Here is a 19805-nt window from a genome sequence, read left to right on the forward strand (position 1 = left end):
GTTGCTTATTTGTTAATGCGGTTCTGATTCTATTAAACCATGTTATAAGATGTCCCGTTTTAGCCGGAAAATTTGGAGATGAGGCAAAAGTCCGTATCTTTGTACTGTGTTTTTCATAGTATTAGATTTAAGGTTAACAAAGATTGGCTGTCTGGGATAGATAGCCTTTTTTTTGCTCTTATGCGAAGGAATTATTTGGAGTCCGGGCGTGATTCAGAATAATGAATATTGATTGTTTCGCAGACTTTTCATTTCCCGTTCCTTCACTACATCATCTTCTGCCGGATGCCCGATCAGCAAAGGCGAATTCCTGTCATGTTTCTTAGTGTTATATTCCACACTGTTGTAATTGCCTTTGATGGCGTAACAATAGATGCATCCGTTGAGGCAACTTTCATAAGTGCCTATGTCGATACTTTCAATGCAATTGCAGACATTCCGCTGATTTTTGTCTTTTTTGGCAAGGAGGGGGTAGCCGGTGATTCTTTCGATCAGTTCTTTGTCGATACACAGTCCGGCAGGGATTCCCAAATGTCTCAGATCAACTTTGGAGGTGCAGGTATCTAGTTGGATGGCAGGATATTCGTTGATGGTATTCCTGAAAGAGACGGCTATTTCTTCAATCTCCTCTTTTCGCAACGGCTGTATGTTGAACTGGCCGACTGCGGTGCGGATATGCTGGTAATGGTCAATAAATCCCAGCATACACTTTTCGGTATGGTCTTTAAGTCCATAGGCAATTTGGGCAAACGCCTCCTTATGGAAAGAAACGTCGTACTCTTCATTGGTCAGTATCGGGTCATAGCGCCAGATCACTTTTTCTTTTCCTATTTTATCCGAAAGGCGTTTGAATATGTCTATTCGTTTGTTGACTGACGGCAGATTATTCTCTAATTTCTCTCCGTAAGGATTGAGGGTGAACTGAAAGTAGTATTTGTAGTCTTGCAGATGATCCAGTTTATCAATCATCGGGGCGGGATTCTTGGTCCAGAACACGATGCAATCTATCACAGCAGGATGTAAGCTGACCTTGCTGATCATTTTAGGATTAAAAGGATTGGGAACTAACACATATCCTTCTTTAATCCGGTTGAAGAACCATTGCGAATAGAATGCCGGAATATCTGTCCGGCGGCTGGCGCTAATTATCATATTTCAAAGTTACGGTAAAATTGGTTGTATTGCAATAATTCCGTGATGAAAAATAATCAATAGTACGGATAGGAGGGAGAATAGAGTATACTGAAAAAGGATTAATGCGAAATTCTTGAAAAAGCGGACTTAGTTGCTTTTTCAAGAATTTCTTTAAGCAGGAACTGTGAATGAATATGTTAAATGTTAACACGAAAAGTCTGAAATGTTAATGCGCTTCCGAGAGTCTTAAACCGTGTTATATTATCGTCCGATTCGGCTCTGAAATTTGCTATTTACTTGAAAGGTGGTATATTTGTACTGTGTTTTTTTCATAAGTATTAGATTTAAGGTTAACAAAAGATTGGTTGCTCGTGATGAGTAGCCATTTTTTGTTTTTATACGTCGATAATTGTTTATTCTTTAATCATCGTTAATAGCATCTTGAATTTTTCCACCGTTGTAAGTGTATGTGATACCTATTGTTTGTACATAACAAAAATCGTTTTTTATTGTTATAGTACGGAAAGTAACTAATAAGGAGAACATTATGAAAAAGAAATTTTTATTGTTTGGAGCACTGGTCGGTGCTTTGCTGTTGTCTTCCTGTTCGGGGGGAAGTAAAAAGCAGACTGTATCCTCGGAAAGTACGGAGGAATTGGATGATGCCAGTAAGGTGATCAATTATTATCATATGTCGCTCGCTGTATTGAGGCATGTGGCTAATGCGAAAGATATAAATGCTGTGTTGGGATACATGGAACAGACAGGGAAAGTGCCTGAAGTTGACCCGATTGCACCTCCGGAAATAGCTGCCCGTGATACAGCGGAATTGTTGGACCCGGGAGACTATTTTAATCCTGAAGTCCGTCAGAATCTAAAGCAGAATTATGCCGGATTGTTTAATGTGCGGACACAGTTCTATGATAACTTCAATAAATTTCTAGCTTATAAGAAGTCGAAAGATACAGCAAAAACGGCTCAGCTTTTGGATGAAAACTATAAGTTGAGCGTAGAACTGTCCGAGTATAAGCAAGTGATTTTTGATATCCTAAGTCCTTTGACCGAACAAGCGGAGAGTGAACTTTTGGCTGATGAGCCGTTGAAAGATCAGATAATGGCGATGCGCAAGATGTCAGGCACGGTGCAGAGCATAATGAATTTGTATTCCCGCAAACATGCAATGGACGGAGTACGGATTGATTTGAAAATGGCGGAGTTGGAGAAGGAACTGAAGGCTGCGGAAAAAATTCCGGCTGTTACAGGTTATGATGAAGAACTGAAGAATTTTCAGAGCTTCCTTTCTACCGTTAAGTCCTTTATGAATGATATGCAGAAGGCAAGAAGTAAAGGTGCATATTCGGACAAAGAATATCAGGCGATGTCAGAAGCCTATGAATACGGGCTTTCTGTTATTTGAAAAATAAGACCCCTTGCCTGGCTATTATATTATACCCAGGCGAGGCATATTTTATGTTTTGTCGTTATTGATAATATCTGTCGATCCTTTTAATAACATCTTATTTTCAGGACTTAAAAGTAAATCACATATAATGGGCTTTTTAGTTTTCCAAATAAGTGTCGGCATGGAGTTATAGGATAAATTATTTTTTATAATGCATTGTAGCAGATGTATAGTCGTTACTTGATATTTATTTTTTAATTCGTTTACTTTACCATAAGTAAGTTTCTTAAATTCTTTCAAAGATTGCAAGATGCTTTCTTCGAAAGCGAGATTTGGAATAGTTTCGAATATATGATTGATATCTGTACGCCCATCTGTTAAAGTAGCTCCAAGACCTGTTTCTTCACAAAAATCAAGTAATGCCTTGAATTTTTTTTGTACAGATTGGTTGGCCATTTCGGTCAAAGGCTTAATTTCTACAACGAAACCTTTCCCATCATCAAGGAAGACTATAGCATCAGGGGTATATTTTCCTCTATCGTATGTGATTGTAATGCCTTGTTCGACATAATAAATAACCTCATGTGATTTTTCTAAACGTTTATAGAATTTTTTCTCAAGCATCGATTCGTAAAAAACATTTCTTTGAAGTTTATTACTATAGAACTCTCCAGCTTCTGATTCTAAATATTTTTTGTTTGGGTCATAGTTTCTATGAGGAGTTATTTGGTGGATTTCTTCAAGAGTCCATGACTTCACATGATCAAACCATATAATTTTGTTTGTAATATCTGTCAATTGTGAATTTTGCTTTTTGGGAAAGATTGTGCTTGTTTCTTTGATTTCTCTTTTCCAGGTTTTGATAATGGAATAATCCTGTTTAAAGTAAAGTTGAGCTAGATCAAAAAGAGTTTCTATGGGATATTCAGACAGATGGCTTTCTTGAAATTTTTTTAAGTAGCAAGCAAAATTGTGTACTTCATCAAGATTGATCTGGTGATTATTAGTCAATAGATTATCAATGTCAATGATGGCTGGGATATTTCTTTTTCTTAAAATTCCGAATTTCTTGAATACTTTTACTTTTAATTGACGGATTCTTTCACGACTAAGTCCTAATTTATCTCCCAAACTTATCATATTTTGTATTTCGTTTCCTTCCAAACCATATAATTCGGAGAAGATGTATTGCTCTCTGTCACTATATAAAGGTGTACCATCTTTTTTAGTGGCTAGTATGCACAGTTTAAGAGCAGTTATGAGACGAAGTCCTTGAGCATCCATATGGTTTTATGTATTGTGTGTATTAATAGAGAACAATATTAGACAATAAAAAAGAAAAAAGACATAAATACTTCTATTCTTTTTATCATTTTAACAGAAGGATAATTCTTTAGGTTTGATTTAATAATTAAATGTCTCTTTTTTACAATACAGATTCAAAGAGACTATCTACTTTTGCTTCCATAATTAAAAAAGTGATATCTTTGCCATATGCAGTCATTTCAGATTATAAAGCCCGTTCCTGTGCTATCGCCTTACATCCGCCATTATTGGATATTGCAGGATGATGCAGCAGTTCCTGTTTCCGAACGGACTTTGCCCATCGGTTGTATGCAACTTGTTTTTCATAAAGGGAAACAACTCTTCCTGCAGAATGATTCAAAGTTGCAGCCACAGTCTTTTATTTGCGGACAGTCGGTCGGATTCTCCGATGTGTTGTCGACGGGTAGGATAGAGATGATTACGGTTGTTTTTCAACCTTATGCAGCGAAAGCCTTGCTCCACATTCCCGTTCACTTGTTTCATGGGAAGGATGTAGCGATGGATGAAGTGGAAGATGTCGAACTTTCAGATTTGGCGAAGCAAGTCACTGATACTTCTGATAATATAGTCTGTATCCGTCTGATAGAGCAGTTTTTTCTTCGTCGTTTATATACTTTTTCCGGGTATAACCTGAAGAGGATGTCTGCTGTCTTTCAGGAAATCAATCTTCAACCACAAATAAATATTCCTCAATTGTCGGAGGCGGCTTGTTTGAGTAGCAAGCAGTTCGGACGTGTTTTTGCCGATTATGTCGGTACGACTCCTAAGGAATATCTTCGTATTGTGCGTATGCAACGTGCTTTATTTCTGTTGCAACAGGATGCGACTCTGCCTTTTGTACAAGTGGCCTATGAGTGTGGATACTCCGACCAGTCCCACATGATTAAGGAATTCAAACTATTTTCCGGCTATACGCCTGCAGAATATCTTTCTGTTTGTGCTCCTTATTCCGATTACTTCTCGGAACTTTGAAAATGTCTTTTTTTTCCTATCAGAGCTTTGTGGCATCCCTTACTTTTGCAGTGTCTTTGCAAAGGCTCAATAATAACCATAAAAAAGAACGAAATGAAAAAGTTTATTGCATTTTTTGAGATTCCTACAGTTGATTTTCACCGGGCTGTCGATTTCTATGAAACAGTGTTTGGGGTACAGCTTCCGGTTTTTGAATGTGAAGAGGAGAAGATGGCGTGTTTCACGGAAGAAGGTGAAACGGTCGGCGCTATTTTTCATGCTCCCGATTATCTTCCTTCGGAAAAAGGAGTGATTATCTCTTTTAATTGTGAAGACATCGATCAGACACTGGAAAAAGTCCTTCGGAAAGGTGGAAAAATCATGATGCCCAAGACGAAAATCGAAGTAGAGGGCAGAGGCTGGTTTGCCTTGTTTGCGGATAGCGAGGGAAACAGAGTAGGGCTTTACGCTGATAAATAACAGATAGAAGAGAGGAAGATTATCTGTCCGGCGTAGTTGCCCTCTGATGGGTAATGATGAGCGAAAGTAGAATGAGACTGCATTTTTTATGGATGCAGTCTCATTTATTTTTAAATCTTTCTTATTCTACCGGAATATAAATCTCTGTCAACAGCTTTTCGGGAGCGGTTTCGCACGGATTGTTCAGATAGCGTTCGGCACTGGGTTCATCGCGTAGCGTACATTCCATTTCGGGCAGACATTTTCCATAGATAGTATCATATACCGCTTGCAGATTGTCATACGGACCTTTATATAAGAAGATTGCATAACGTCCTGCCGGAAGTGTCTTGAATCCTACATCTCCTTTGGGAGCTACCTGTACGGGCATCACCATACATACATCGGTGCGCAATTTTTCGGCTGGTGTCACTTTGGGGTCATCGTGATAGATGCAGAGCGGGCTGAAATCTCCCATCGGCAGCTTTTGTTCTTTGATGAACTGCCACAGACGTCCCCATGTCCCTCCGTAGTCATTCAGTTTGTAGTCACCGGACAGGCGGATATAAATAACATTGCGTGCAGGTATACTCTTAATTTCACTTTTCAGTTCCAAGTCTGGCCTGATAATCGCTGGTTTCATAATTACAAAGTTTTTATTGTTTCGATACTCTAAAGGAGAAATACCATAAAACTGTCTGAACACTTTCGACAAGGAAGAAGGGGATGAATATCCGATGCGATAGGCAATATCGGCAATTGGAATATCCGAATAGCGCAATAAACGTGCGGCTGCTTCTGTCCGCGTCCGGACAATAAAGGTACCGATCGGTTCACCGAGGAATGCTTTCATAATCCGGTGAAAATAAAAAGGAGAAAAGTTTGATATCCTGGCCAGCGATTTCAAATCAATGTCTTCTCCTAAATGTTGATTGATATATTCCACCACAACATTTACGCACTTTTGATACTCTTCTTTGGTTGTTTTCTTCTGTTGCATAACTTCTTTTGGTATTTCACTTCGCAAAGGTATTGGTAAAAAAGGGAACGAACTTGTCCGATATTGCTATTATTCATTTTTTTTAATAAAACCTGTTGATTCTCTTTTAGTTACGCTATGAATTTATTTGATGATTTTGAGTATTCCAGAATGGTGCTTTAGTATAAAATATGACCGAATATTTAACTGTTTGAACCCGATTCTTTTTTGAATCTTTAAATAATGTCAATCTATTAAATAAAATAAGAGAATATGTTATGAACTATTATTAAAATAGCTATCTTAGTTTCGAATTATTAATAGAGAATAGCCATGGATAAAAGAGTAGTAGGGAACAATGCCGGCAAGGTCTGGTGTGCCCTGAAAGAAATTGGTGAAATTTCGATACCAGAATTGGCGAGAAGATTAAACCTTAGCGTAGAGAGTACAGCATTAGCCGCCGGTTGGCTGGCGAGAGAGAACAAAATTTGTATCCAGCGGAAAAATGGATTAATTGCTTTATCTGATGAAAGCACTTTCCCTTTTAGCTTTGGATAATAAAGAATGCTGTTCGTGAACATCTTTGAAGTTCCATTAACTTATAAGTAAAGAATTGTCGATATAAAGTATCGTAAGTTAAATCTGAACCTGAAGAACTGAATTTAGAAAGAGTTACTCTGTGTATAGGGTAACTCTTTTTAATGTATAATAAACGTATAATAATGCTGTTAGTATCTTCTTCTTTATATGAAAAATATATACTTTATATTAGTGCGAAATTATGTGCGTGAAAATTTAGGGGATCGTTTGTCTATTCTTCAGTCTCTTTATCGGTCGATACTGTGGCGCTACTTTTTATGGCATGAATAACGGCGGAAGTAAATCCCCTGTGCTCCAGTTCATTCAATCCTTTAATGGTGGCTCCACCGGGAGTGGCTGCTTTTTCTATTTCTAACAGCGGGTGGGTGTCGTGATTTAAAATCAGTTCTGTAGCTCCTTCCATGCTATATGCCGTCATTCGCATTGCATCTTCAGCGGAGATACCCAATTCTATGCCGGCTTGCATGGCTGCATGAATATATTTTAATGCGAAAGCGATTCCACTGGAAGTTAATGCAGAAATGATATCCAGCTGTTTCTTTTCTGCGAACAAACACTTTCCTCCTTCTTCAAATGTCTGTTTTATGAGTTGCTGGTGTTCTTTGCCGGCTTTGCGTGAAGTTATCAGGGTCAGGCTCGAATGTTCCGTAATGGCGATGTTTGGAACAACCCGGAATATAGGCATTTCGGTTTCCGATAAATGTGCCAGGTGAGAAATGGATATTCCGGTTACCAGTGAAACCAGGATTTGGGTGCGTGAGAATCGTAACGGAGATAATACTTCGTCTACTATACATGGTTTGACAGCCAGAATAATAATGTCGGCTTCCGATATGGCATACTGATTCTCTGTCATTATGCGTATCGCAGGAAATTGTTTGTGCAGATTTTCTAGCTTGTCTGTATGAGGGGTAGAAATGATAATATCTTTTTCGTTGTAGAGATGTCCTTTTGCCAGACAGGCAGCAACTGCGCTCCCTATGTTTCCGGCTCCTATAATTGTAATTTTCATGTTTTTATGGATTTGTATTTATTACTTTGTTAATCAGGCTGAAAGTCTTTCAAGAAAACGCTGTGACAGCGAATTGAGTAATTGCTTCTTATCAGCCGTGTGAACTGATATTGTGAAACAATGATCGCTGCCGCCATAAGAAATCAGTGATATGGGGATATGCCTGATTGTTTCCATGATGTTACTTTCCAGTTGCGTACGTTCCCAATGAAGTGATCCTATGATATGTATTACGGACATATTTTCGTCAACAACCATTTCTGTGTATTTGTGCAGTTCTCTTTGAATTATTCGCAGGGTATCACGACTGGCTGTCAGAATCATGGAGACAGAAACATTGGATGAGGCCATTGAGATAACGTTTATCTGATATTTATTAATGACTTCCAGTAATTTGCCCATGAGTAAATAGCCGGGCAGGACGTTCAATGACGTGAAGCGTACAAACGTCACTGAGTCTTGGACAATAATGGCTTTAACACTGCTTTCCGTATCATGGGAAGAGATGTAGAGCCGTTCTGTTTCCAGGTCATGGGTGTCTATTAAGCGGATAACGATATTGGAACGGGCTGCAAGAGTGATACAGTCTGTATAAATTAAGTGTACTCCACTGTTAATCAACTGTTCGGCTTCGGTGTAGGTCAGAGAATGTTGTTCCCTGGCACAGTTCCGGTTGGCATAGATATTCGTGAGTTCGGTTGACAGAATGATTTCGTCTGCTTCGAATATGCTGGCGAGTACGGTAGCATAATAATCATTACGCTTCTCATTCATGAAATCAATTTCGCCATATACATTTTTGCATAAGGAAAGAGGAGCGATGAAAATGTCAGTATCCCGATTCTCATTGATATACTGCCTGATAGATTCCTGAATGTAGGGGATATCCGGTTTCCTTTCCAGATTCATCTGCATAAAAGTACCGGTATCCAATGTGCGGGCATTCAGTCCATGCTGACGCAGGCAGCAGGCAAACAATTCTCCGGATAACCGGTATATTTCGGCTTTTATTATTTTATCAATTAATAAATCGGCTTTGTCCTCCACCAGTTTGTGCATCTTTTCGATACATTCCCGGATATATTTCTTTATATCCGTATTTAGTGGCAAATCTGTTATGAGGTGATCTGCCAGTGTGCAGCAATATTCTTCGATATTATTGATTGTTGTATGCGAAGCACTGTCTTCTTCGTGAAACCAGCTGATAGAAATATCCTGCAGCCATTCTTGTAGTTGCGTCAGTGTCGGAACCACAACTACGTAAGGATGTTCCTTTAGGATGTAATTGATTACTTGTCTGATTTCATCCTCTTCTTTCATTTTTTCAAATTTGCAAACTTTCATTGTTATCTGATAATTTATTGGTTACTGATCTTTTCAAAATGATATGCCTTTTTTCAAATAGAGATGGTCTGTTGCCATCGATCTGCTATTTGATTATCAGGTATGTTGTTCAGAATCAAATTATTAATTCTATTATTCCCGCTTCTGAAGCAGTCCATTACTAGATGTAATCTGCTAATACCATACCATATTAGGAGATGATATAAAAATGACTATCTTTGTAGCGTGATTAATGAACTAATAGTATATCCATCTATTTATGAAACTCTGTATATAGCTACGCTCAACGAATAGCATCCTTTCTAATCAGGCTATTCAGCTATCCGGTAAGCAACGACCCGCTTGCCAAAGAGTTTTTATACCCATTTTTATGAATTTACGAAACTGTGTACTGCTATGAGTGTAGTATGCTGTATCGTGCTATTTTTAGTTGAGCAATGAAATATACATATAAGCAAATATGGCTCATCAACTTTCCTGTGATGATGAGCATTCTAATGGAGCAATTAATCAACATTACCGATGCTGTCTTTTTAGGACACGTAGGAGAAATCGAATTGGGAGCATCCGCACTTGCGGGAATATATTATTTAGCGATTTATATGCTGGGATTTGGATTCAGCATTGGTCTGCAGGTTATGATTGCCCGAAGAAATGGGGAGCAGCATTACAAAGAAACAGGGCGTACCTTCTTTCAGGGATTATATTTTCTGATGGTGATGGCAATCATGCTTTGTCTGCTGATACATCTTGTTTCTCCGTTTATTCTGCAACAGCTGATTACTTCTGATGAAATTTATCAGGCTGTGATCCGTTACCTGAACTGGCGTAGTTTCGGATTGTTATTTTCGTTTCCTTTCTTAGCTTTCCGGGCTTTCCTGGTTGGGGTCACGAATACTAAACTCCTCTCCGGAGCAGCTCTTACGGCAGTCTGTATCAATATTCCTTTCAACTATTTACTGATATTCAAACTAGATATGGGCATATCCGGAGCAGCGATGGCCTCCTCCATTGCTGAGTTTGGAGCGTTTCTCATACTCTTGTTATATATGTGTAAAACGGTAGATAAGAAAAAATATGGTCTGAGTGCCGTCTATGATGGCAGATTGCTGATGAAACTACTGCAACTGTCCGTATGGAGTATGCTTCATGCTTTTATCAGTGTCGCTCCCTGGTTTTTGTTTTTTGTGGCTATTGAACATTTGGGGAAGACAGAACTTGCTATTTCCAATATTACCCGAAGTGTGTCTACCCTCTTTTTTGTGATAGTCAATTCTTTCGCTTCTACTACCGGATCGTTAGTTAGCAATCTGATCGGGGGAGGACAGGGGAAGGAACTTTTTCCCGTTTGCCGCAAAGTTCTCAGATTAGGCTATATGGTGGGGCTTCCATTGATACTGACAGCTCTTTGGGGCAATCAATGGATCATCGGATTTTATACGAATAACGATTATTTAGTCAAACTTGCTTTTTGGCCTTTTATAGTCATGTTGTTGAATTATGTGTTTGCATTGCCCGGATATGTTTATATCAATGCTGTTACAGGAACGGGGAAGACGAGGCTTGCCTTTGTCTTTCAACTGGCTACTATCCTGATCTATCTGATTTATCTATATCTGCTGAGCGAGTGTTTTCATGCATCTTTGTGGGTGTATATGACGGCAGAATATCTGTTCGTTATTCTATTGGGAATACAATCCATTCTGTACTTGAAGAGGAAATCCAAACGGAATATGTACTTTTGTACTTTCAATGATTGATACTTTCTCGAAATGACTGAAGATATAAAGAATAAACTTTTGATGTGTGCAGAGGTGTACCATTGTGCAGGCTTTATCGCAAGTGATCCGGTACAGTTCCCTCATCGTTATACGCTGAAACAAGATATAGAGATTAGCGGACTGCTGACGGCAATTATGAGTTTTGGCAATCGCAAGCAGATATTGAAGAAAGCGGAAGAACTGCATAAGCTAATGGGAACTTCACCTTATCAATATGTATTATCCCGTCGGTGGGAGGAAGATTTTCCTTCCGGGGCAACCCATAGTTTTTATCGGATGCTGTCGTATGCTGATTTTCATGGATACTTCCGTCGGTTATATACGGCCTATACGCAGTTCGGAACTTTGGAAGATGCTTTGAAGGTATATTCCGGAATACCTATGGAGAAGTTATGTGCATTTCTTGAAGTTTCAGCCAAAAGTCCTCAAAAGAAACTGAATATGTTTTTACGTTGGATGATTCGTCGGGATTCAGAGGTTGATTTGGGTATTTGGGAGAGTTTTGACCGTAAAGACCTGATTGTTCCGTTAGATACTCATGTCTGTAGGGTAGCTTATTATTTCAAGTTGACGGATACGGAAACTTTTTCTTTGAAGAATGCCCGTCGGATCACCGCTGCATTGGCTGAAGTCTTTCCGGATGATCCTTGCCTGGGTGATTTTGCTTTATTTGGATTAGGAGTCAACGGGGAGATTTGAGTTGCAGAAGCTTTATAGAAGTATCAATCAAACCTCTATTAAGTCCGACATATAAAACGGGTTCTGTTTCTGCTGATTCGTTTTTATTTTTTGCTCCAGATTCGTGTATTAAGATTTAAGTCCTCTACAATAGAGACCAATGCATGAATCATGCTGAAATCGTTTTTGAGCTGGCTAAGGTCATCCATCGGTTTCCAGATGCTGGCTTCAAAATGATTTCTTGATTCGGGAATAGCTATCAGGATATTTGAATCTCTGAAACTAATTGTGATGTTCTTATTGAATTCTCTGTCTAGTGCAAGAAGTCGTTCCATCATTGAAGGAGAAAGAAGATAGCGTGCTTCAATCTGGTCTGTAGAGTAAACATCGAATGTTTTCTCGAAATCCGGATTTTCTAGTTTTACCCGCGAACCGCTGGAGCTTAGTTTGAACAGGCTATTCCTTAAGATAGTGGTATGTCCCTGAAAGTCTTTCTGAAAATCGGCAATGAAAAAGAAACCTTTAAAGATATCTACCCAATAATGACTTGTCTGTCCTTTTGAATTGACACGTGTTTTTCTTTCTTCGGCATGAATTTCCGCACAGCAGAAGTCCGTTTTTCCTACACGTCCCTGTATCAGATCTTCTGTATGATAACGGTCGGGAGAAGTGAACAGGGCACAGTTTCGGAATGTACTTTCCTTGATTCCCTCTTCGGGTGTGAAGACGGCATTTTCACAAAAAGATTGTAATACTTGTGCGATTACTTCCTGTTTATAATAGGTGGATAACTCCTGCGATTTGGCATTTATACAACTGTAGTATGCCAACAAAGCAAGGCCTGCCGCAATGCCGACTCCAATAAGTGCGGCATTGGCATAAAGGGAAAATGCAATACCAATCACGAGAATAATCCCTCCTACCCATATTCCGGTGGAATGTCCTTGCTTTTTTAGTTCTTTGCGTTTCTGTTCAAGACTTTGCAGAGTAGAGGAAAGACTTTGTGCCAATGTCTCAAATTGCGGACTTTCTGCCATATTATATATTGTTTTTTACTGATTCAACAAGTTATTCACATTCGGAACAGTACGTTCCTGTTCGGAAATGGAGAATACGTTTTTGCGTGTGAAACCGAACATACCGGCCAACAGATTTGACGGGAAAGTCTGTACTGCATTATTATAGTCAGTGACGCAAGCGTTAAAAGTCCGGCGTGCCGCCGAGAGCTGCTCTTCAGTTTCGTTAAGCGCGCGTTGTAGCTGTTCGAAGTTTTCAGACGCTTTCAGTTGCGGATAGTTTTCTGCAATGGCAAAAAAGTGTGTACAGGCTTGTGAGAAAGCAGAGTCCAGATTTTCTTTATCCTGATTAGAGAAAGATGCGTACGACTTGTTGCGCATTTCCGTAATCTGTGCGAATGTGCTTTTTTCATGTTCTGCATATTCTTTGACTGTAGTTACCAGATTAGGAATCAAGTCGTATCTCTTTTTCAGCATTACGTCGATGGCTGCGAAAGCATTTTCCGTCTCATTTCTTTTTCGCACTAGTGAGTTGTAAATAGCGATGAAAATCACTACTACTACAGCTATAATAATTAGTATAGTCATAACTATATGTCTGGCATCCTCTTGCCGTTTTCTATATTTGTGAATTCGAAGTAGTTTTATTGCGTCAAAGATAAAGAATAAAACTGGAAAATAGAACAGTATTTGGGAGTAAAGAAGAATATATAGCGGAATATTTACTGAATATATCTGACAGAAACCGAATAAAAAAGAATTTCCGATTATCATCAAAAAAAGCGGATGTGGAATCGACTTTTACAATGATAACCGAAAATTCAGAGAAACCATCAGGACGCTTGTATTTTGTTTGTGTAGTCTTGCCAACCGGCTGCGGTTTTATATTTCTCTACAGATTCGGCGGGAACACGAATGACAGTAATGTCATCCGGAAATCCGTACCATATCTTTTCAAATACTTGTGGGGGTGTTATCCCTTCTACCTTGACTTCTTTGATACCTGTGTTATTGAATGCTGAAAAATTAATCTGTGTCACATTTGCCGGAATGGTCAGTTGAGTGACTTTTCTGTTACCGCCCAATAATCCTTGTCCCAATATCCGGATACTTTGTGGAATTTCGAAACGTGTTAATTGGGGACATCCTTCCAGACAGTAAGGGTGAATCATAGCTTCGGGATCATCATTGAAAACAGTTCCGTAAGTTGTCACTTCCGTTAATTCCGGACAGTAATAAAAGGCTCTTTGCGCTATGTTTGTAACACCATTCGGTAACTTCACGGTTGTAATGCTACTTTCCCGGAATGCTTCCAGCCCGATTGTTCTGACGTTCTCCGGAATCTCAATCGTTTTCAGTTGAGACGTCTTGAGGAATGCCTGTGCATCGATTTCTGTCAACGTAGCAGGTAATAACACTTCTTCAACGCCCGCATATACAAAGGTGCTTGCGGGAAGTTTAGTGAGTTTAGTCCGGCTTAAATCTGCTTTTTTAAGGTGATAGCAATAGTAGAATATGTTTTCCTCAAGCTGTTCCAGAGTCGAGGGAAATATAACTTCCTGAATAGTTGAATTGAAGAAAGCCATATCTCCGATGGATTTCAGTCCCTCATTGAGTGTCACCTTGTTTATTTTACTGCCGTTGAAAGCGTTTTTAGGAATGGATTTCACGCTGTTGGGGAGTATGATTTCATCGTACCCTTTCAGGACTTCTGTCAGAACTCCGTTTTCCACACGGACAGGCGCCACCTGAATAGTAAAGCTTTTCTGCTTTCCTTCTATTGTTATGGTCACTTCCTGTTTGTCGACAGGGACAGATGACGAGAAACCACTGATCTGTTTTGGGGCAACATTCACGGACCGTTGTTTCCCATCATCATATTCACCTGTCACTTTGAGTCCAGTTAAGTCTATACTCTCTCCTAATGCATAAATCGTTTTTGCAGGCAGCTGGTCTATGGAAAAACGTTCAAGTAAGGCTCCTGTGGGTTCAGATGGTTGCTCCGTTGGAGGCAGTTCCTTCTTGAATTCATCGTTTTCAGTGCTGCAACTCAGTAATGTAAGTCCTGTCATCATTTGCAGGCAAAGTACTATTAATATATTAAGTTTAGTTTGTTTCATTGTGATAAAAGCTTAGTTAGGGAATTGGGTTAAACGTATTTCTATTTTCACTACCTTACCTGCTTCTACGGTTCTGCCGGAAGACCATATCTGGTAGTTATCAGGTCCGCCACCTTCTTGTACCACGAACGTAAAGAACCGCTGCGACTGTGCTGCGAACCATTCTTCTTGCGGTAAAATAAAGGTGGCTATCCCGCTTTCATTGGTTCGGGCAACCGCAGTAGGTAAGGTCAGATTATCTTTCTCAAAAACTTTATAATCTTTTTCATTATACATCTTTACGGGAATACCCGTTGCAATTTTTCCATTTTCATCATAAACGACAACCACTACTTTAGCTTCTCTCACTTCTTCGTTTCCTTTTTCGCACGCTATCATAAAAAGTATGATACCTAGCAGAATAACAATCTTTCTCATAATCTTCTCTTTTTTCAATTTTTTCGAATGCAAAAGTAGTAAGATCGTATCATTTTTGAGTTATGGTACGATCTTGTAAATCTAACACTGGTGTTTTAATAGTGTTGATATTCAGATAGTTATTTTGAATGGGTTCTCAGATTTCTAACACTGGCCTAACACCTATCCGAAAAGTGATAAAAACAGGTCCTTGTTAGCAGTCTCTGCTGATTTGATACGTGATTTAAGTCGTGACTTCCGGGCATATACATTGGCTACCGTATCTTTCATGAACAGGCTTATTACTTGTGGTGAAAAACCTACAAAGATATAGCAGAGTAACCGAATGTCAGCTTCTTTCATTGCAGGGAAATCATTCCGGAGTTTTTGCATGGCGTTGTCATGGCAGGTATTTACGATAAGCTCCAGTTCTTGCAGCATTTCATTGTTTTCTGCAAAATCGGTGATTATTTGTTTCACTTCGTGGAACATGGCGGCCTGTTGTGATGCGGTATTCTCGCGTTCGTAGTAAGTTTTTCCCAATTTGTCGATAATGTCAAAACGAGAGGCTATCAATCCTTTTAGATGGTTTTCAGTATTGCGCTGTCCTTCCATGCGTTCGGTCAGAGTTTTATACTCGGAATTAGCTTCTTCTGCCAGTAGCAGATAGCGGTCGGTGCGTTCGCGTTGCAGTCGCAGGCGTTGGCGGGTGATGTAATAAGCCACTCCTATCATCAGAAGGATTACAGTTGCTGCTGCGATTTCCCAGGTAGTACGGTTTTTCATCCGGTATTCGGCAAAGTCAGTCCGTTCTTTAAAATATTCGCGTTCCACCATGCCGGCGGAAAACTGCATGTTTGAGCGTGTCAGCGAATCAGTCAGATAGATATAACGATGTATGTTATCGGTTGCTTTCTCAAAGTTCCTGGTTTGTGCTTCAATACGATATGCGGTATATTGCAGGTCGGCCAAGTCACGGATGTCGGTAGTCTGTGCTTCTGCGAGAGCCAGATAGTAGCGTGCGCTGTCTATACGATTTTTCAGAAGGTTCACATCTACCAGTGTATGGTAGCCGTACAGGGTATCCTGTCGGGCGGAAAGCTCGATGCGTTGCAGCAAGTCATGAGGAATTTGCCGCTTGCCCGATACTACATAAAGAGAGGCAAGGTTCGTGAGGCTGGCTTTTGCCAGGTGATCGTTCTTTTGTTCGTCGGCCAGATCAAGAGCGGCGGCGTAGAGACGCATTGCTTTCTCTATGTCTTTCGAATGAAAAGCTGCGGCTGCCATATCAAGTGTTGACTCCGTTTCTTCACGTACATTATCCGACTGCCGGAAGTTATTGCGGGCTTCACGGAAATAATGATAAGCCCGGCTGTAGTTCATCTGTTCATAATATACTTCACCGATTTGCCCGTATAACAGTCCTGTATAATAAGGTTCATTGGTGTCTTTCAGTTTCTCTTCTATTTTGAGAAAAAGGCGCAATGCTCCCGGTTTGTCTCCTGCCCGTAGTTTGATTCGTCCCCAATAATAGAGAGTCTTACATTGGTGTCGTAAATCTTTGGAATAGTGTTTATAATGGCTCCAAGCCTGGCGAATCAGTGAATCATCCGTTACTTTAATATGGTTTTTATCTAATGCTTCCGAGTAAAGCAAGGCATATCTGGCCTGTTCGGCCTGACTGCCTTCCTGTCTGAGCTGCTTTAATATTGTCAAGGCACTGTCCGGCTTGTTTTGTAACAGAGCTTCCGCCTCGTCAAGCCGGGAAATATGTTCTCTATTATAACATCCTGTAAAAAAGAGAATGGCTGATAGTCCAAGTATAATTCTGCATTTCATGCTGTGAATGTAGTGAAAATCTCTCGGATTTGAAATAAGGAGTAGTGCCTTTTTTTAATGATGACTGCATTGACACATTATTTTTTATCATTGTGATTCCATATGCATCATTGTCATATTCATAGAGGGCAGTTCCCCAATATCATCAAAGCGGTATGTGCTGCTTTTGCCTGTTACAATGAATCCTTTGTCATTATTGGAAAAAGACTCTTCTAGAAAGAAAAAAAATAATTTTAGTCTCACGGTCTCACTGTGGAATATCTAGTATGCTGACAATCATTAATATAATGAATGAGAGATACCTTTCCGAACAGGTATCTCTCATTGTTTTTCCATCAAAACCACTAGTTTTCGGTTATCTCTCATTGCTATCTCTCACATCAAAGTAAGTACATAAGATGTGGTCCGCTATATCTGTTTAAAACCAGCAGTTGTTTGTATGTTAAGTCACTGTATCCTAGATGTTATCCTATATATCTTATTCTGTTATCTAACCGACATCTTCATCGTTCCACCCGGGTGAACAGATCATTGCACAATAATGAACTGGCTTATTCACCTAGGTGATAGAGACTGTTCACCCGGGTGGAACGATGAAGATGTCGGTTAGATAATACACAAACTTTAGTTGATAAACAGGTTAAGCCAGGGTATACTATATGCAAAGAAGCGGTAAACGGGCAAATAACCACCATCTTGATGGGAATTATTCGATGAACCGATTGGGTATCCCGCTATAGGTCAATGTGATTTTATGCATCGCCCTTGTCACCGCCACATAAAGCATACTTTTATCTATGGTGGAATGATAATTCTGATTATCAGCTTGTGGAACGATCACTTCATCAAATTCCAACCCTTTTGCCATGTGTGCGGAAGTGACAACAATGCCTTTTGTATAAGCTGAACTTAGACTTGACAAAAACGATATGTTATCTGTATGGACTTGGAGTTTCTGAGCAAGCGCTTTTGCCTGAGTTTCTGTTTTACAGATTATTCCCAAAGATGTATATCCGGAGTTTCTGAAGTCCGATACCAAATTAACAATGCCTGTCGTTTCTTCTTCTGCATTCTTGAATGGAAAAATTTCAGGTTGTTCTCCATGTCGCATAATGGGTTCCAGTTCATTGTTTGCCTGGATTTTCTGTGCCAGACTGGTAATTTCAAAAGTAGAGCGGTAACTCTTACATAGTTTCATTACTTCTCCGGTGGTAAACGCTTTTTGAATCATGGCAGCAGTTGAAGAACCATAGGGATTGACAGATTGAGAAGCATCTCCAAGAATTGTTTTCCGGCAGGGATAAAGTTTTTGGATCACCTTGTATTGTATGGGAGAATAGTCCTGCATTTCATCTATCAGAAGATGTCTGATATGAGTTTGAGTTTTATTTCCATCCAATGCGAGGTGCAGATAAGCCAGGGGAGCCATATCTGCATATTCCAGCATACGATTCTTTCGCATCTTGAACATTTCAGGTTTTCCGGCCCATTCGAAAAAGTCTTTATAGATCTGGAGATCGTTATTTCCTGAAAACATATTCTTAATTTCTTTTCTCAGCAGATTTTTCTCAGCGGTAGTCACTGTAAGGTTATACTGGATTTTCATCATTTCCAGAATGTAATCTGTCATGGTTTCAAATCGTTGGCGTATGGGGTAACGATGGAATCGTTTGAACTGTTCCCCTACGAATTCTGCGGGAATAGTGATATACTTGGTGAGTTTTACATCAGTCACTCTGAAATAGTGATTTTCCATATGGAGGATGAATTTGTCGAGTCGGGAAACAAATTCGAAAGAAGCTTTGTATTGTATCCGTTCGATAAAATCCGGAGCCGGCTTTTCCAGTAGTTCCGAGACTTGTCCGAAGAAATTCTGAAACTTATATTTGTTGTCAAGGACGGTGGAGAGAATCTGTTCCATGCTGGTTTCCGGTACAGTCGTTTCACCAAGTTCCGGAAGGACATTGGATATGTAATCGGCAAATACTTTATTAGGTGAGATGATCAGAATGTCTTTGGATGAAATTTTTCCTTTTTGTGCATAGAGCAGGTAAGCAATACGGTGTAAGGCAATAGACGTTTTTCCCGAGCCGGCGACTCCCTGTATGATGAGTACGGGCGTATCTTCGTTGCGGATAATCCGGTTTTGTTCGCGTTGGATGGTCATAACGATGTTTTTCATCTTGTCGTCTGCATTGGAACAGAGCTCTTTTTGCAGGATATCATCATGAACAGTGACGGAACTTTCAATCATATATTCCATCTTACCTTTGCGAATGCGGTACTGACGCTTGAGTGAAATCTCTCCATGCACTTCACCTGACGGAGAAGAATAAGTGGCCTCACCTGACTCATAGTCATAAAACATACCCGAAATAGGTGACCGCCAATCATATATCAGATTTCTTTTGTTTTTGAAATCGTAGAATGTGTGTATACCTATATATACAGGAAGTTTTTTGCCGCTGCTTCCATTTTCCTTAAAGTCGATTCGTCCGAAGTAAGGAATATCCAATATCTTACTCAGGCGATTGCGTTTGTCTATCACATTTTCGCCTCGTGCAAAATGATTCAGTATACTTTCACGCATGGAACGGATTTCATGAGGATCGATGTCTTTATTGGACCATAGATAATCTTTGTATTCCTGCAGAGTATCTATGTGCTCTTTAACAGACTTGTCTGTGCTGTTTATCGTATCATTGATGATATTGAGCACCTGTTGCAAATATGCTTTTTCCTGCTCTTCTGTTTCGTTGAATATCATA

General features: G+C 39.7%; 17 protein-coding genes. 6 read left to right on the forward strand and 11 right to left on the reverse strand.

Going from position 1 to position 19805, the window contains the following annotated elements:
• Window positions 1-213: 213 nt before the first annotated feature.
• Window positions 214-1152 (reverse strand): DUF1848 domain-containing protein, encoded by a 939-nt coding sequence (locus KTR07_RS20505; protein WP_011108052.1) that lies wholly within the window; start codon window positions 1150-1152, stop codon window positions 214-216.
• A gap of 529 nt (window positions 1153-1681) precedes the next feature.
• Between KTR07_RS20505 and KTR07_RS20510 the strand changes: the two genes are divergently transcribed.
• Window positions 1682-2551 (forward strand): hypothetical protein, encoded by an 870-nt coding sequence (locus KTR07_RS20510; protein ID WP_011108050.1) that lies wholly within the window; start codon window positions 1682-1684, stop codon window positions 2549-2551.
• A 51-nt stretch (window positions 2552-2602) separates the two neighbouring features.
• On the opposite strand, the gene KTR07_RS20515 is transcribed toward KTR07_RS20510, so the two are convergent.
• Entirely contained in the window at window positions 2603-3820 is a 1218-nt protein-coding gene (locus KTR07_RS20515) for a TnsA endonuclease N-terminal domain-containing protein (RefSeq protein ID WP_113748219.1), read from the reverse strand.
• Between the two features lie 210 nt (window positions 3821-4030).
• Between KTR07_RS20515 and KTR07_RS20520 the strand changes: the two genes are divergently transcribed.
• Complete coding sequence (locus KTR07_RS20520) at window positions 4031-4834, forward strand: helix-turn-helix domain-containing protein (RefSeq protein WP_055220194.1); 804 nt, start codon at window positions 4031-4033, stop codon at window positions 4832-4834.
• 93 nt (window positions 4835-4927) lie between these two features.
• Window positions 4928-5293: a VOC family protein gene (locus KTR07_RS20525; protein WP_011108047.1), complete on the forward strand. Its 366-nt coding sequence runs from the start codon at window positions 4928-4930 to the stop codon at window positions 5291-5293.
• A gap of 121 nt (window positions 5294-5414) precedes the next feature.
• Here KTR07_RS20525 and KTR07_RS20530 read toward each other — a convergent pair whose 3' ends face one another.
• Entirely contained in the window at window positions 5415-6272 is an 858-nt protein-coding gene (locus KTR07_RS20530) for a GyrI-like domain-containing protein (protein WP_070750099.1), read from the reverse strand.
• 312 nt (window positions 6273-6584) lie between these two features.
• Here KTR07_RS20530 and KTR07_RS20535 point away from each other — a divergent pair, with 312 nt between their 5' ends.
• A complete protein-coding gene (locus KTR07_RS20535; protein WP_055220199.1) occupies window positions 6585-6809 on the forward strand; it encodes a winged helix-turn-helix domain-containing protein in 225 nt (74 codons plus the stop codon).
• A 253-nt stretch (window positions 6810-7062) separates the two neighbouring features.
• Here KTR07_RS20535 and KTR07_RS20540 read toward each other — a convergent pair whose 3' ends face one another.
• Entirely contained in the window at window positions 7063-7863 is an 801-nt protein-coding gene (locus KTR07_RS20540) for a pyrroline-5-carboxylate reductase (protein WP_070750098.1), read from the reverse strand.
• A gap of 33 nt (window positions 7864-7896) precedes the next feature.
• Window positions 7897-9207 carry a lysine-sensitive aspartokinase III gene (locus KTR07_RS20545; protein ID WP_011108043.1) on the reverse strand — a complete coding sequence of 437 codons (1311 nt, stop codon included), beginning with the start codon at window positions 9205-9207 and terminating at the stop codon, window positions 7897-7899.
• Between the two features lie 437 nt (window positions 9208-9644).
• On the opposite strand from KTR07_RS20545, the gene KTR07_RS20550 reads away from it, so the two are divergent.
• Both KTR07_RS20550 and KTR07_RS20555 read left to right on the forward strand, forming a co-directional pair.
• Entirely contained in the window at window positions 9645-10967 is a 1323-nt protein-coding gene (locus KTR07_RS20550; protein WP_113748220.1) for an MATE family efflux transporter, read from the forward strand.
• Window positions 10968-10979: 12 nt separating this feature from the next.
• A complete protein-coding gene (locus tag KTR07_RS20555) occupies window positions 10980-11687 on the forward strand; it encodes a TIGR02757 family protein (RefSeq protein WP_072067428.1) in 708 nt (235 codons plus the stop codon).
• Window positions 11688-11770: 83 nt separating this feature from the next.
• Here KTR07_RS20555 and KTR07_RS20560 read toward each other — a convergent pair whose 3' ends face one another.
• The 6 genes from KTR07_RS20560 to KTR07_RS20585 all read right to left on the reverse strand — a co-directional run bounded on the left by KTR07_RS20560 (window position 11771) and on the right by KTR07_RS20585 (window position 19804).
• Window positions 11771-12703 carry a DUF3137 domain-containing protein gene (locus KTR07_RS20560; RefSeq protein WP_117860391.1) on the reverse strand — a complete coding sequence of 311 codons (933 nt, stop codon included), beginning with the start codon at window positions 12701-12703 and terminating at the stop codon, window positions 11771-11773.
• Between the two features lie 15 nt (window positions 12704-12718).
• Window positions 12719-13270: a LemA family protein gene (locus KTR07_RS20565; RefSeq protein WP_055220211.1), complete on the reverse strand. Its 552-nt coding sequence runs from the start codon at window positions 13268-13270 to the stop codon at window positions 12719-12721.
• Window positions 13271-13515: 245 nt separating this feature from the next.
• Window positions 13516-14802, reverse strand: coding sequence for a leucine-rich repeat protein (locus KTR07_RS20570; protein ID WP_048694876.1), 1287 nt, complete (start codon window positions 14800-14802; stop codon window positions 13516-13518).
• 12 nt (window positions 14803-14814) lie between these two features.
• Window positions 14815-15219 carry a hypothetical protein gene (locus KTR07_RS20575; protein ID WP_016269651.1) on the reverse strand — a complete coding sequence of 135 codons (405 nt, stop codon included), beginning with the start codon at window positions 15217-15219 and terminating at the stop codon, window positions 14815-14817.
• A gap of 162 nt (window positions 15220-15381) precedes the next feature.
• Entirely contained in the window at window positions 15382-17037 is a 1656-nt protein-coding gene (locus tag KTR07_RS20580; protein WP_008761175.1) for a lipopolysaccharide assembly protein LapB, read from the reverse strand.
• Between the two features lie 706 nt (window positions 17038-17743).
• Complete coding sequence (locus KTR07_RS20585) at window positions 17744-19804, reverse strand: UvrD-helicase domain-containing protein (protein ID WP_117981759.1); 2061 nt, start codon at window positions 19802-19804, stop codon at window positions 17744-17746.
• Window position 19805 lies beyond the last annotated feature (1 nt).

Origin of the sequence: Bacteroides sp. MSK.20.82 (assembly GCF_019052485.1) — a bacterium.
GTDB lineage: Bacteria > Bacteroidota > Bacteroidia > Bacteroidales > Bacteroidaceae > Bacteroides > Bacteroides thetaiotaomicron.